The organism is Runella sp. R0.1_18, from assembly GCF_057652155.1.
Window position 1 is genome coordinate 29,104 of the sequence record NZ_JBYFCK010000003.1, and the last position, 15,529, is coordinate 44,632.

The following is a 15,529-nucleotide window of genomic DNA, read 5'->3' on the forward strand; positions in this document are numbered from 1 at the left end:
TGTTTGGAATACCACTGATTTAGAAACCTACATTGATACCTACTGCCAACGTTTTTGTGGTGGGGTAGGCGTTTAGCTCAATCCCCGCTCGGGTGGGATCACCTGGGAGTTCGGGCGTAAAACCAGTGTATTTTTTTAAAGTGAAGATATTTTGGGCAGTAATAAACACCCTAGCCGTGCCGATATGGGCTTTTTGAAGGGTAGCTGCTGGGAGTGAATAACTCAGGGTTACGTTGTTGAGACGAATGAAATTTCCTGATTCAATAAAGTAAGTGGAAGCAGGAAGGTTGCCAGCATTGGCGGCAGGTTCGGTTTGAATGCCACTTCCACGTGTCCAACGGCCATAAGCCATCGAGCGCTCAACGTTGTCGAGCAGCGCTTGGCGGAAGGCTTTTTTTCCGTTGTAAACTACATTACCTAGGTTTCCAATGGCATCGGCGCTGAAATCAAAGCTTTTGTAGGTAAAGCCAAGGTTGATCCCAAAAAATACTTTTGGTTGATACGAACCTGCAAACACGCGGTCAGCGTCGTCGATACGCCCGTCGTCGTTGGTGTCTTGGTACTTAAAGTCCCCTGCTGAAGCACCTGGCTGAATCACTTGTCCTTTGGAGTTTTTATAGGCCGAGATTTCATCGTCGGTTTGAAAAACGCCCAATACTTGAAGTACATAAAAACTTCCAACGGGTTGTCCATTATCGGTTTTGGTGGTGTATTGTTGGGCCGCCCCGATGCCCCCGTCAAGAATAGGTTGCCCGCCGTTAAGGCCAATCACACTGTTTTTGTTGAAAGTGGCATTGGCTCCGACGCGGTACGAAACGGTCGAACTGATTTTGTCTCTCCAATTGAGCATTGCTTCTAAACCCGTATTACGAATCGAAGCAGCATTGGTTAACACTACCCCGTCTTTATCGCCCGTGACTGACGGCACTTTGACGTTGATGAGAAGGTTACGGGATTTTTTGTCATAAAACCCAAATTCCCCCTGCAAACGCCCGTTCATGGCGCTAAACTCTAGCCCTAAGTCCATTTCTTCGGTGGTTTCCCATTTCAAATTTGGGTCTTTGATTTGAGTAATGGCCGAACCCAACGTGGCAGTTCCTCCCCCAAAAGCATAAGCAAGGTTTGGCTCAACGGTCACAAGATAACCGTCGGAATCAATGCGGTCGTTGCCTACACGCCCCCAGCTTGCTCGAAGTTTAAGGGTTTCAAACAAGTGTTGACCTTTCATAAACGATTCTTCTGAAAGCACCCAGCCAAGCCCCACCGATGGGAAATATCCCCAGCGGTTTTGGGTTGGGAAACGAGAGCTTCCGTCGGCACGTAAGGTAGCTGTTAATAGGTATTTGTCTTTAAAATTGTAATTAGCACGGCTGATGTAGGAGTTGCGCGCCCATTTGTCCCCGTCGCCTGAGTTGGTTGAGGTGTTGGCATTTCCCGTGTTGATATACCAAAGGTTAGAAGCTGCAGGGACGTCTCTTCGGTAGGCACTGAAGGTATTCATCGAATAAGCTTCGGCAGTTGTACCTACCATTACGCCAAAGGTGTGGTCGTTCCATTGTTTATTAAACGACACTGTATTGTCCCAAACCCAGCGGAATAGGGTTGTTTGGCGACTTGTTAGGTTGCTGTTCGGATTTCGTTGATTTCCACCAGGTTGAATAAACGTCGTGCCGTCGTTATTGAATTGATAGTTATAAACTCGCTGGTTAGAAAAAATCAAATCGCCCCCCATACTGCTGCGAAATGTCAAAAAAGTAAGCGGTTTAAACTCTACATATCCCGCTCCCTGCAAACGGTTGTTGAGGGTTAAATCATCGTTGTTTTTGATGTCTAAAACGGCATTTCCTACGTTTTGATAGAGCGATGTGTTTCCGTACAAACCATTTTCAACCGCAGGAATAATAGGAGCAGCCCGATAGGCATTGTTATAGGCTGCTCCTAAGTTGACATTCTGATCTCGACTGTTGGCGTACGAGGTCATTAAGCCGATTTTTAGTTTGGGATGAAGTGTAAAATCGTTGTTGAGGCGGGCAGTAAAGCGCTTAAAAATGTTGTTAATCACAATGCCTTCGTCGGTCAAATACCCCAAGCTCAAATAATGGGTTGCTTTTTCGGAACCACCCGAAATTGACAAGTTATGATTTTGCATCATGGCAGTTCGCAGAATTTGCCCATACCAATCGGTCGAGGTTGTTCCTGCCTGAATCGGCCGTCCGCTGGCTGCACTCAAGTAGTTGGCATATTCGGTGGCATTGGCCATTTTAACAAGATTTGCCGCCTGACGCGCCCCAATTTGATTGTTGTAATTGACTGATAATTTGCCCGATGCTCCTTTTTTTGTTGTGATAATGACCACCCCATTGGCTCCACGTGAGCCGTAGATGGCTGTGGAAGAAGCGTCTTTCAAAATATCGACATTGGTGATGTCGGCGGTGTTTATGTTGCTAATGTCGTCGGTCAAAACCCCATCAACCACAAATAGCGTAGCAGTTCCTGCCAAAGCAGTGCCTGTTCCTCGGATACGAATGTTGGGAGAGCTTCCTGGACGGCCACTACTGATGATTTGAACCCCCGCCACTTTTCCTTGAATGGCTTGGGTAGGTGTCATCACAGGCTGCTTGGCGAGGTCTTCACCTTTAATGCTCGATGTAGCTCCCGTAATATCGACTTTGCGTTGGGTGCCATAGCCTACTACCACTACTTGTGCCAGTTCGTTAGCGGCTTCCGAAAGGCTGATGTCTAGCGTTGCTTGCCCAGCATAAGTTACTTCTTTGGTTTCGTACCCGACACTCGAAATCACCAGAATGGCATTCGAAGAAACTGTCAACGTGAATTGCCCATTCATGTCGGTGGTTGCGCCTTGGCTCGTTCCTTTGATAGCGATTGATACCCCTGGGATTCCTTCTTTGTTTTTTTCGTCCGAAACTTTCCCTGTAAGCTTGTTTTGGGCCACTGTCACAAACCCTACCAATAGCATCAGAAGCGTACTTGTAAGTGTTTTCATGGTCAGCTGTCGTAATGTCTTCATCATAGTTTAGTATAGGCTAAATAAAACTAGTAATTGTAATAAAATAAGATATAATGGTGTAATACGAAGGCAAAGGTAAGGCTGTTTGCAAATCGAATCCTAATTATTGGATACATCAATACCACATCATATCTTAGAAATTTTCAAATAAATGCGTATTTTGCCACATCATTGTCAATTTTTTGATGTGAATCGCCCTCTTTTTTATGAGTAAAAGGTTTTTGCGTAGTGTTTACTGGCTTGGGTTTTGGGGATGCTTTTTTTTGATTAAAACAGCGCTTTCTCAAACGGTAGAATCGCTCTGTTTGCCTGCGCTGTATAACCATAGCCACCTGACTTATAAGGCCGATAGACAAAACTGGAAGATTACCCAAAGCCCCACAACCCAGTTTATGTACTTTGCCAATTCAAAGGGGTTATTGGAGTTTGATGGGGCGCGCTGGCGGGTGTATGAGTTGCCCAATAAGCAAATTGTACGCTCGGTTTGGGCAGATACAAATGGACTGATTTATACGGGAGCGCTCGGTGAATTTGGCTATTGGAAAGAAAGTGCAAAAGGCGTTTTGCAGTATCATTCTTTGAAGAAATTGGTGCATGACCAAGCGTTTCAAAATGAAGAAATTTGGCATATCTTGAAAACTCCTTCGGGCATTCTTTTCCAATCTTTTGCTTTTATGTACTTGTATCAAGGGGGAAAAGTAAAGAAACTCACAACCCCTGGCAATATCTTGTTTACGTTTCAGGCGGGAAAGGCTTTCTATCTTGAAGTCATCGACAAGGGCTTGTTCGAATTAAAAGGAGAGCGCTTTCAGAAAATTGCGGCCAGTGAGTTTTTGGGAAAAGAAGCGATTTATACCGTCGCAACTACTGCTATTCCTAACGAACTGCTGATTGGTACAAACAAGGGGCTGTATCGTTTTGATGGCAAACAATTTTTGGTATTTAACCAAGAATTGCATGATTTTATCCGAACCAACCAGTTGAATGCAGCTACCCGACTTCGTAATGGCAATTATGTGTTTGGAACCATCCGACAAGGCTTGGTATTGACCAACCAGCGAGGGGAGATTTTGTACAAAATAAACCAAAAAAATGGCCTTCAGAACAACACGGTTCTTTCGCTTTTTGAGGATGAAAAGGGCAATGTGTGGGTTGGGTTGGACAATGGTATTTCGATGCTTGCGCTGAGTTCGCCCTTCAAATATTTTGAAGATTTAGAAGGCAAAATAGGTACTGTTTATGACATCATGACGTTTCAGAACACGCTTTATTTGGCGACAAATCACGGGGTTTTTGCCAAGGCACTGACGTCAAAAGCCGAATTTCAACTCATTCGGGGGCTACAGGGACAAGCATGGGATTTGGAGGTGTTTGACAATCAGCTTTTGTGTGGACACAACAACGGAACGTATCGGATTGAGGGAGATAAGGCTATTCAGTTGTCTGATATAACGGGTGGATGGCAACTAAAACGCGCGCTCAATAAACCGTCGATGCTGATTCAAAGTACTTACACCAAGCTCTGTTTGTATGAAAAAGATGCACAGGGAAAATGGGTGTTCAAACATACGATGGAGGGTTTTTCAAATCCAACGGCGCAATGGGAAGAGTTGCCCGACGGTCGATTGATTCTTAACACTAAAAATGCGGGTTTGGTGTTACTCCAACCTGCAAGTGATTATAAAACGGCTAAAAAGGTGACAAACTTGGGGCTGAGGGCAATCAATCTACTGAAACAAGACAAAATCTACGTTACTTCGGAGAAAGGTGTGCAAGAGTTTGACCAAAAGCAGTCGAAATTTATACCATCAGCTCGTTTTGAGGAAAGTAAAGCACAAAAACTCTTTGCTTTTTCGGATAAAAGTTGGTGGGAATTGACGGTTTCAGGGGGGCTGCGTTTATTGAAAGAGCCCAACCAATGGCAAGTAGTACCGCTGCAAAACAATTTTTTGGTGGATGATTATGAGACCATTGTCTCACATGATTCGGTTGCAAGAATTTTTGGACGAGAAAATGGGTTCGCTTTTTTGGCTTCCACCGACTTGTTGACCCAAAATAACGTCAGCCCATTGATTCGAGGTTTGGAAGTAGAACAGTTTCCAGAACTAACACAGTATTACTCCAAAAATGGCCGCTCGGGCGAAATAGCGTTGAAATACAACCAAAACAATCTTAGGTTTAAGTTTAGCTCCACCGATTTTGCTTCTAGTGTCAAATACAGTTATTGGCTAGAAAATGCGTCGAAAGATTGGTCAGATTTTTCTGACAATTCGGTGAAAGAGTTCAATAATTTGATGCCAGGGAATTATACTTTGCACCTCAAAACGAACACAGGTTTGCAAGAAGCAACCCTGAATTTTAGTATTTTGCCACCTTGGTACTGGAATTTGTGGAGTAAATTGGTTTATTGTCTATTTTTCTGCTTGATTTGTTTTTTCTTGTACCAATGGCACAAAAGACGTTTGGCGGCTGAAAATGAACGTTTGCAACAGCAAAAAGCGCTTGAATTGAAAGAGCAAGAAGAAAAAAACCGACAAGAAATTATTCGAATTAGGAATGAACAATTGGAGCAAGATTTGGTGAGGAAGTCGGAGGAGTTGGCCAATTCTACCATGGAATTGATTAAAAAAAACGAGCTTTTTCAAGAAATTCAGGCCAAGGTAAGTGAGATGCAGATTCATTCTAAACCCAATGATTTTCAGCAACTTTCCAAATGGATTGAAACCCACATTTCAACTGGGAAAGATTGGCAGGTTTTTGAACAAAATTTCAACCAAGTACACGAACAGTTTTTTAAAAAATTGATGGAAAACTATCCAGATCTGTCCAAAGGTGATTTGAAACTTGCGGCCTATTTGCGCATGAATCTTTCGTCAAAAGAAATTTCTCAGTTGTTGAACATCACCTACCGAAGTGTTGAGCTTAAACGGTATCGACTGCGGAAAAAAATGAACCTAGGGCAAGACGAAAACCTTGCCGAATTTATGATGAGTTTTTAGAGCCTTTAATTACTTTTTTTGTGGAAATCACCTTGAAAATCGAACCTAGCTCCTTTATTGACCAACTTAATTTGTTTGGACTGACGGTACTGCCAACGGGTAGAATTCGTTTTGCCAATGCCTACACCACCCGTATGCTGGGCTGGAGCGTGGAGGAGTTACAACGCTTCAATTTCTTTGAAGATTTGCTGACTGCCGAACACCGTAGCGCAATCCAAACGTTTATCAACGAATCCATTGAGCGGGGGAGGGTGGCTGAGTTTCGAGAAATACCGCTGGTTTCTAAAAATAAACATTTGCGAACAATTCAGCTTAACTCGCTGATTTTGAATAAAAATGAGGGAGAGCTTATCGACTTTACCCTGATTGGGGATGACGTGACGAATAAACTACGGGTGGCCAATGCACTCGATAAATCGAACGCTCAGTTGCAGGATTTGGTGGATAATACCAGTGACCTGATTCAGTTGGTGTCGTTGGAAGGAAAGTTTTTGTTTGTCAATCGGGTTTGGCGCGAACGCCTTGGTTACGATTTGGAGGATTTGGCAACGCTCCAATTGAAAGATATTTTGTGGCCTGAAGCCGCCGATGCGACTCTCCAACTCCTCAAACGAATCCAGGAAGGAGAACAAGTGCCTGATTTTGAGACTGTTTTTTGGGATAAACAACACAAAAAAATATACCTGACGGGCAGCGTAACTTGTCGGTATGAAAACGGAAAACCAACCGCCTTTCGTTGTATTCTTCACGATGCTACCAGCCGAGTACGGGCCGAGCGCTCCCAAAGTTTGTATTACAGCATCGCCAATTGGATGATTAAAACGCAAGATTTGGATGAGTTTTATGAACGCGTGCACGAGGAATTAGGGAAGGTGATTGATGCCAAAAACTTTTTTATTGCGCTTTATGACCCTACAAAAAGCTATATGTACTTTCCGTACTATGTAGATGAATACTTCAAAGGCAATGTGCGGTTTACAAAACGAAAAATTGGGAACGGATTGACGGAATATGCCATTCGCGCCAATAAATCACTGTTTTTATACGAAAAAGACATTGAAGAGCTGGCTGAAAAGCAGGGGCTTTATATGTACGGAAAAATACCAAAAGTACTGCTGTGTGTTCCTCTCCGCATTGGAGATCGGGTGACGGGTATCATTGGGGTAAAATCATATTCAAACGCCAATCAATACCGTCATCGTAACCTCGAAATGCTGGAATTTATTTCGGGACAAGTTGCATTAGCCATCGCTCGTAAGCAAAACGAAGCCGAACTCAATCGCCAAACGGCACGGTTGAATGCCATCTTTGACAGTAGTTCGTACTTAATTTGGTCGGTCAACAAAGCGTTGCAGCTGACTTCATTCAATAAAAACTACGTGTCGTTTTTGCAGCAACACCTTAGGACAACGCCCGCGATTAATACCACAACCGAGCGATTGGGGTGGCAGTTGATGACGATTGATAACCGTCGTTTGATGGAAGAGCGTTACCGTCAGGCATTTAGAGGGACGCCACAGGGGTTTGAAATGAAAATTGAATCCAGAAATGGAGATATGGACATGTGGCTTGAGTTTAGTTTGAGCCCCATTCGTACCAACGGCAGTGCCATCGAAGAAGTATCGGGTATTGCACGCGACATTACGCCAAGAAAACTGGCCGAACTTTCGATGCAGCAAAGCGAGGAGAAATTTAGGGGTATCTTTATCAACCTGCAAGATATTTACGTGCGCGCCGACCGTTCTGGAAGAATTACCATGATTAGTCCGTCGGTGCTTAAACGCACTGGATATACCATTGAAGAAGCCCTAAATACCAAAGTCGCCGATTATTTTGTAAACAAAAAGGATGTTCATAAAGCCTTGGTTCGCTTGTCTCGGGATAAAAGTTTACGAAATTTTGAGGCCGAACTGCGAATAAAAGATGGCACCGTTCGTCAGTTTATGTTTAATATGCTTTTGTTAAATGACGAGGACGGCGCACCAATTTTTGCTGCTTTGGCACGAGATATTACTGAACTTAAACGCAACCAAGCCGAATTGGTCAAAGCCAAAGAGGAGGCAGAACGGTCGCTGAAAGTGAAAGAACGGTTTTTGGCCAACATGAGCCACGAGATTCGTACGCCCATGAACGGCGTGATTGGAATGCTGGATCTTTTGAACGGAACGCAACTCGATGTGGAGCAAAAAGACTACGTCCAAACGATGCGGCGTTCGTCGGAAACGTTATTGAATATTTTGAATGATATTCTGGACCTTTCTAAAATTGAAGCAGGGAAAATGGCGCTCAATGAAGCCCCTGTTTCGTTGGAAGAAATTTTTGAAAAACTAACGGCACTTTTCTCGCAAGTTGCTAAAAATAAGAACAATACACTTGTTTGTAAGTTTGACGAAGGGCTGCCTCAGTATATTATTGCGGACCAAACGCGCCTGCTTCAAATTTTATCAAACCTAACTTCTAACGCCCTCAAGTTTACTGAGAATGGGGAGGTAAAAGTGGACGTGTCGCTGGTGTGGTCAAAAGGGAAGTTTCACAAAATCAAGGTCGAAGTGCGGGATTCTGGAATCGGAATCACGCCCGAAAACCTCAAATTGTTGTTCAATGCCTTTACGCAAGTCGATAATTCGTCCCGTAAAACCTTTGGAGGTACGGGGCTTGGCTTAGTGATTTCCAAGGAGTTAACTCGTTTGATGAAGGGCGAAATTGGCGTGGAGTCTGAGCTTGGCCATGGAAGTATGTTTTGGTTTACGTTTGAGACCAAAGAGACGGTAATCAGCCCGATTCAACAACAAAAATCGTCGTCGGAAGAAATTAAGCTTGAGAACTATTTTCACGAGTATCGCCCGACTATTTTGTTGGTCGATGACAATTTTGTGAACCGCAAAGTCGCCAGTGAAATTTTGAAAAAAGCGGGTTGTATTGTGGATACCGCCGATAGTGGTAAGAAAGCCATTGAACTCGTTGCGGCTACATTTTCACCCGAAAAACAGCATTATGATGTCATTTTTATGGACATTCAAATGCCTGACATGGATGGTATCGAAACCACTCAAAATTTGCGGAATCAGTTTGGGAAAACCTTACCAACCGTAGTGGCCATGACGGCCTACTCAATGAAAGAAGATCGGGAGCGTTTTTTGAGCCAAGGAATGGATGATTATGTACCAAAACCTATTCGTGCTCAGGTACTTATCCAAAAGGTAAAGGAGATTATTGATGCAGGAAAATCCTTAAAAGACACCATTGCTCTTAGCCAAAAACAAAAGGAAATAGCCCAAGAAATCAAGCTTCCTATCATTGATTTAGACATTGTGGCACAATTGCGTGATTTGGGAGGAATGGAGCTAATTAGTTCTATTTTTGAAGATTTTGTCATTGAGTCCACCGAGTTGGTAAACGAAGCAGTAGCGGCTTTTGCTGAAAACGATATACCAGTTGTCAAAAGCAATATGCACACGCTCAAAGGAAGCGCGGGCACGATTGGGGTATCGCGGGTGGCCGAAATTGCCAGAATAGGAGAGAGCAAACTTAAAACAAACGATACCAGTACATTGGCAGTGGACTTGGCCAATCTCGAACGAGAGTTTAACGTGTTTTTAAAAGAATATCAACAGATTTTAGAAGAATTTGCTCAAAGTTAGCATTTAGATACCATGTCGCACCGCACTCTTTCTTACAGCCTTTTGAGGGCTTATGTTCGTTTTTGGCACAATACTATTTTTTATCGTCAAGTAGAAATTAAGAATTTTCCGTCGCATTTATCACCAGATGCACCGTTGTTGATTATTTCTAACCACCAAAATACCCTGATGGATGCTTTGGCGATTGTGCTTAATGTCGGCAAACGCCAACCTTACTTTTTGACGCGAGCCGATTTGTTCAAAAAAGATACCGTTCGGAAATTATTGATGTCCCTAAAAATGCTACCCGTGTATCGTTTGCGGGACGGGGTAGATGAAATGCAGCAAAACGACGAAATTTTTCAAACCTGCGTCAATATTTTGAGTACTGGAGGTACATTAGCGGCATTTCCTGAAGGAAACCATGGCGTTCAGTATCACCTCCGTCCGTTTAAGAAAGGGCTGGCTCGTATTGCTTTTCGGGCAGAAACAGAGCACGATTGGCAGGTGAATTTGCAAATCCTTCCCTGCGGCTTGTACTATTCGCATTGCCAAAAAATGGGAGAAAGGTTAGTGCTAAACTTTGGAGAACCGTTCAAAGTAAGCGATTATCGGGCTGATTATGAGCAAAATCAGCCACGTACGTTAACCCAAATTACCCGTCGAATGTCGGACGAAATCAAATCGTTGATGTTACACATTGATGATTTGCCCCACCACGATACGATAAAATGGCTAACCGACAAAGAAAGCCGCAAAGCGGGTGACATGCTGACGCATATTTTACAAAAATCGGAAGAGCTTTCGAAGCTAAAAGCCAATGAACCAGAGGTATATGCCCAGAAAATAGAAGAAGCTTCGGCGGAAAGGAAGCGGCTTTCGAGCCAAGGAATTGAGGCTGAGATTGCGGGGCAACCCCAGCCTTCGTTTATTGCTTTGCTGCTGAAAACCTTAGGAATGATTGGCACGTTGCCTATTTGGCTTTACGGTACTGTCAACAGCGGTATCGCTTACGGGATTCCTTTTTTGATGACAAAAAAATTAAAAGACCCGCAGTTTTCGAGCGCATTTAGGATTGTACTTTTTGCCCTTGTTACGTTTCCTTTGGTATGGTTACTCCAAACAGGCATTGTATGGGCAGTAACTGATTGGAAAACCGCCGCAATTTATGCCCTTTTGTTGGCCCCTACGGGATATTTTGCGCACCGTTGGGCGCGTTGGTGGAGCGAGACGATGCAGCAGTGGAAACTTCGCTAGAAGTCGGTGGATGACTTGCTGATGTCCATTTTTTGAATCCAAATATTTCGATACAGTACGTCGTGGCCTTCGGCTTGTAGCTTGAGGCCACCAGGCGTATCAGTAATGCCTTTTCCTCCGTCGTTCCCTCCGTCAATTCCTGAGTTAGGCCCGCCCCATACTTGGTTAATGTGCTGATTTTTATGAACTTTCTTACCGTTGAAATACATCGATACAAGGGCTTTTTCGATGAGTTTTCCATCTTTAAAACGAGCCGCTCTAAACACAATGTCGTACGCATTCCATTTTCCAACGCCATTGTATGCATAATAAGGTGAAGGCGTTTCGTTGATGACCGCGGCCATTCCGTGCGAAGTAGTGTCACCGTCAAGCACCTGAATTTCGTAGCGATTTTGCAGGTAAACCCCGCTGTTTCCTCCAGGTTTTTGAATCAAAAACTCAATGTGCAAGCGAAAATCGCGGAACTTTTCCTTCGTGACAATATCTGCCGAACCATACTTCCCGCCAGCCGCTGCGGGGTCATTGGTATTTAAGGCCGTTCCTTTATCCACTGGGTCATTGACGATAAACCATTTGATAGGCAGGGTAGCTGCTAGGCGTGGGCCGTCCCAATACGTCCATTTCTCATCCAACATTTGGCGAGAACCATCAAAATAAACTTCCGCTTTTTTGGGCGCTTTAACGCCAACCCCTACTTGGGCAGTCGATTGGTAAGAGATAAAAGCAGTCAGTGCTGCGATGACGATAGGTTTAGAAAATTTAAAGTTCATGTTGAGAGATAGTTGAATTACTTTCAAAAGCGCCAAATCACGCTTTCTACTTCAAAACGGTTTCATAGACAAATAGGGTAGAGGCGGCATCGTCGTCAGGGACAAAATAGGCGCGCATTCCTTTTGTTGTAGATTCGATGAAAAATGGGTTGTTGGTCATGGGTGCACCAGTAGGCGACCAAAGAAAAAGGGGAACCTGAAAAACGGGCCGATTATCGGTCAAATTGACAATTTCTAACCCTCCCAAATTAAGCGTTGTCCCGTCGTTTTTTTTGAATTTTTGCAAACCGCCACAGAGCATAAGATGGGCGCTTATCGAATGGCAATCTTGGTAGTCAATATAAAAAGAAGGGTTAGCGATGCGTAGATTTTCAGGGGTATTTGCTGTTTTGGTCACTGCGCCAGTTTTATCTAAATTCCAGTGGTAAAAATAGCGAGAACCCCAGCTTGCACCCGACAGAGTTTGGGATGAAGGCGGATGTACAATGGCACCAATGTGGTCATCAAACCGCATCACTTCTTGGGCAGTTAGTGACTCAGGTGCTACTTTATAAACGATGGAGCGGCTGTTGGGGCGGTATTCGGCCACGGGTACCCAAATGTACTTTCCGTCAAAATCAATGCCGCCAGGATGATACATTGAACCTTCACCGAGGGTGATTTTGGCCACTAATTTTCCAGCCGCATCGAATTTAAAAAGGTGTCCAACTCCTTCGCCACCATCACTTGAATCGCGGCGTTTTCGGGTTACTTCGACCGAGCTCATGTAAAAAAAATCCCCAATTTTAACCATTCCTTGGGGATGAAAACTAGGGAATTGGAGCCGAACCGCAGCCGTTTGCGACCACTCGGTGGCTGGGCGCAATTGGGTGATTTTTTCGATAAGAGTAGATTGGGCAATAAGGTGGCTCGTTATAAGTAAAAAGGGAAGTAGATATTTCATTTTCGTTTAGCGATGTGTGATTTTATGAGAAGAGGTTGGCTAAATAAAGTAAGAAGCAGTACGAATCTTTCTTATATGGTTGCAAAAAGTATCAATCAATTAATCGAAATATAAAGAAAAAATGATTTCAGAAACGACCCTAGCACTTGCTCAGCAACTTTGGAACTATCACCATGTTAATCAGAATCTACAAAAATCAGACTGTATTTTGGTATTAGGAAGTCACGATTTGCGCGTGGCCGAGCGGGGAGCGGAGTTGTATTTGCAAGGTTGGGCACCTTTGCTTATCATGTCAGGTGGTCTTGGGAGACTTACCCAAGAAATGTGGTCGGAGCCTGAAGCCGATAAATTTGCAAAAATTGCCCTCGAAATGGGTGTTCCTAAGGAAGCGATTTTGATTGAAAATAAGTCAACCAACACGGGAGAGAATATTTTATTTACCCAGCAATTACTACAAAAAGAAAACCTTGCCCCAAAGCGGTTTATTGTCGTCCAAAAACCCTATATGGAGCGGCGAAGTTTTGCCACTTTTAAAAAACATTGGCCAGAAAAAGAGTTGATTGTTACCTCACCCCAACTTTCGATGCAAGCATATCCCACTGCCGAAATTACGTTGGAGGAAGTGATTGATATCATGGTAGGAGATCTTCAGCGCATCAAGGTTTACCCAGAAAAAGGGTTTCAGATTGAACAAGAAATTCCCAAAGAAGTGTGGGAGGCGTTTGAGAAACTGGTTTCGTTAGGCTTCAACAGCCACCTTATTAGCGGATGATTTACGATTTCTCCACTTCTTTTTTATCCGTTCTACCCAAATAATATAAATGTCTTTATCAAACAAACGGGAATCTTTGAGGGCGCGGTCGGCAAAGTACATACCTACAAAGAATAGAATGGTGTTTGAAAACCAAGCCCCTACAGGTACCCAAACCAGGCCATCCTTGGCCCATTTGTCGCCTTGAAGGGTAAGTACGTAGGATAAAATAAACAACAAAACCGACACTAAAACGGGAATACCAAAGCCTCCTTTTTTGATAATAGCGCCAAGTGGAGCACCGAGCAAAAACATGATGAAACACGACACCGCTTGGGTGTATTTGTGGTGCATTTCTAGGTCATAGCGGTACCATGCTTTTCCTTTTTCGGTGATGTAGGTTTTGTTACTTTCGGCATAAGAGCGGATGTTTTGGGCTTGGCTTAGGGCGGTCGCTACCACTTGTTCTTTTTCCCCAGGAAGTACAATGGCTTTTTTCTTTAACAGAGAGTCAACCCATTTGCCAAATTTAGGCGTGGTATTTTTAGCCATGGTTTCAGCACGGAAAGCGTAGCTAAAATATTGTTTTGACTGAGGCAAGAGGCCATCTCTGCTTTTGCGGTATTCTTTTTTGAGCGAATCGGCTACTTTGCGAAGTTCCTTGGCATCTTTCATGTACTCGTGGTACTGAAATTGATTCTCGTCGGTACGTTTGAGGCCAAACGATTCCAAACTGACAACCATTTTGTAGTGCCCAAAATGCGAGCGGGTAAATTGGCCTCCACTATTGGGAGATGAAAAAGAGTTGGCAGTTTGGGCTGCCTCCGAGTATTGGGTGCCGTTGAAAAGCTCAAAAACCAAATAACTTTTATCGTTGATGGTGTACATCAAGCCCGAATCGGCTAAAATCACTTCACGGTTGCCTGCGTTGTAATCATTGACGTTGTGACGATACACGACCAATCCTTTGAGGCTTCGTTCGTTGGGCGCGGGGAATTTTTTGTCCACCTTAATATTATGTCCTGGAAGGTCATTATAGAAAATACCTTCTTTAATATTAAGCGTAGCTTTGGCTGTTTTAATATCATAGAGCAGACTGTACCCTTTCAAATTGGCCCAAGGTGCTACCTTATTGTTGTACCAAAATGAAAAAAGGGTGATGGCAATCACCATGACCATGACTGAGCGCATGGCACGCCAAGTAGAAATACCCGCACTTTTAATGGCTGTTAGCTCAAAAAACTCACCCAAGTTTCCGAAAGTCATGAGTGAAGAAAGGAGCACTGCTAAAGGAAGCGCGATAGGGATGGTTATGAGGCTAAAAAAGACGATGAGTTTAACATAGTTTAACAAATCAATGTCTTTGCCGACGAGTTCATTGAGGTATTGGGAAATGAGGCGCATCAAAAAAATGAAGACCACAATGCACAACGTCAACGCAAACGGCCCTAGAAATGACCGTAAAACTAGCTTATCAATCTTTTTCATGCACTTTTAACTGAACCTCGGCTACAGATACCTAGCTTCCTACAATTTCTTTGAGACTATCGATTAAACCATCCCAAAGGTCTTTTAGTTCTTCGCTGTCGGTGTTTGTAGAGTAGTCGGTAATGCGCAAATAGGTTGAACCTGTCAGGTCGCTTACCTCTACTTTAAATTCGATATAATTGTTATCGCGGTTATTATCGCTTGTATTTAAGAACTCAAATTTGGCACTTTTATTGAGCCGAAGCGAGGTTTGTTCGGCAATGTGGCTTTCTTTATCCCAGATAAAATCGAAGCTATGGTTAGGTTTTACATTTACTTTTTCACAAAACCATTCAGAAAGTCCCGATGCTGTACTCAAGTACGGGAACAACATTTTAGGCGAGGCGCGGAGCTCGTATTCGTTTGAGTATTTAAATTTTTGCATAGCATTTTCTTTCGTTCGGTCTTAAAGGTAAGAAAAGTCTTTTACTTAGGTAATTACCTTCCCCAACAAAGAGGCAAAATAGAAACTTCTTACAATTATTCAAAATGTGTTTGCGTATTTAAAATATTTATTCTACTTTTGCACCACCAAAACGATGGCGGGGTAGCTCAGATGGTTAGAGCGTAGGATTCATAACCCTAAGGTCGGCAGTTCGATCCTGCTCCCCGCTACACTGATTGTCAGGCCGTT

General features: G+C 43.5%; 9 protein-coding genes and 1 tRNA gene. 5 read left to right on the top strand and 5 right to left on the bottom strand.

Annotated elements, in window-relative coordinates:
• Positions 1–19: 19 nt before the first annotated feature.
• Positions 20–3,004: a SusC/RagA family TonB-linked outer membrane protein gene (locus AC23P2_RS05580; RefSeq protein ID WP_487772276.1), complete on the bottom strand. Its 2,985-nt coding sequence runs from the start codon at positions 3,002–3,004 to the stop codon at positions 20–22.
• Between the two features lie 230 nt (positions 3,005–3,234).
• On the opposite strand from AC23P2_RS05580, the gene AC23P2_RS05585 reads away from it, so the two are divergent.
• From AC23P2_RS05585 to AC23P2_RS05595, 3 genes are read left to right on the top strand one after another with little or no spacing between them, the layout of a single operon-like run.
• Positions 3,235–6,027 carry a triple tyrosine motif-containing protein gene (locus AC23P2_RS05585; RefSeq protein WP_487772277.1) on the top strand — a complete coding sequence of 931 codons (2,793 nt, stop codon included), beginning with the start codon at positions 3,235–3,237 and terminating at the stop codon, positions 6,025–6,027.
• A 20-nt stretch (positions 6,028–6,047) separates the two neighbouring features.
• A complete protein-coding gene (locus tag AC23P2_RS05590; protein ID WP_487772278.1) occupies positions 6,048–9,668 on the top strand; it encodes a PAS domain S-box protein in 3,621 nt (1,206 codons plus the stop codon).
• A gap of 12 nt (positions 9,669–9,680) precedes the next feature.
• Positions 9,681–10,904, top strand: a complete 1,224-nt coding sequence (locus AC23P2_RS05595) for a 1-acyl-sn-glycerol-3-phosphate acyltransferase (protein WP_487772279.1) — start codon at positions 9,681–9,683, stop codon at positions 10,902–10,904.
• Here the strand turns inward: AC23P2_RS05595 and AC23P2_RS05600 are convergent.
• Positions 10,901–11,674 (bottom strand): 3-keto-disaccharide hydrolase, encoded by a 774-nt coding sequence (locus tag AC23P2_RS05600; RefSeq protein WP_487772280.1) that lies wholly within the window; start codon positions 11,672–11,674, stop codon positions 10,901–10,903. The two genes, AC23P2_RS05595 and AC23P2_RS05600, sit on opposite strands and share 4 nt — an antisense overlap.
• A 46-nt stretch (positions 11,675–11,720) precedes the next feature.
• Complete coding sequence (locus AC23P2_RS05605) at positions 11,721–12,617, bottom strand: DUF6454 family protein (protein WP_487772281.1); 897 nt, start codon at positions 12,615–12,617, stop codon at positions 11,721–11,723.
• A 121-nt stretch (positions 12,618–12,738) separates the two neighbouring features.
• On the opposite strand from AC23P2_RS05605, the gene AC23P2_RS05610 reads away from it, so the two are divergent.
• A complete protein-coding gene (locus AC23P2_RS05610; protein ID WP_487772282.1) occupies positions 12,739–13,389 on the top strand; it encodes a YdcF family protein in 651 nt (216 codons plus the stop codon).
• On the opposite strand, the gene AC23P2_RS05615 is transcribed toward AC23P2_RS05610, so the two are convergent.
• A complete protein-coding gene (locus tag AC23P2_RS05615; protein WP_487772283.1) occupies positions 13,357–14,856 on the bottom strand; it encodes an LptF/LptG family permease in 1,500 nt (499 codons plus the stop codon). The two genes, AC23P2_RS05610 and AC23P2_RS05615, sit on opposite strands and share 33 nt — an antisense overlap.
• Positions 14,857–14,887: 31 nt before the next feature.
• Positions 14,888–15,280 (bottom strand): START-like domain-containing protein, encoded by a 393-nt coding sequence (locus AC23P2_RS05620; RefSeq protein WP_028524527.1) that lies wholly within the window; start codon positions 15,278–15,280, stop codon positions 14,888–14,890.
• Positions 15,281–15,436: 156 nt separating this feature from the next.
• Between AC23P2_RS05620 and AC23P2_RS05625 the strand changes: the two genes are divergently transcribed.
• Positions 15,437–15,510, top strand: a tRNA-Met gene (locus AC23P2_RS05625).
• The last annotated feature ends 19 nt before the right edge of the window (positions 15,511–15,529 follow it).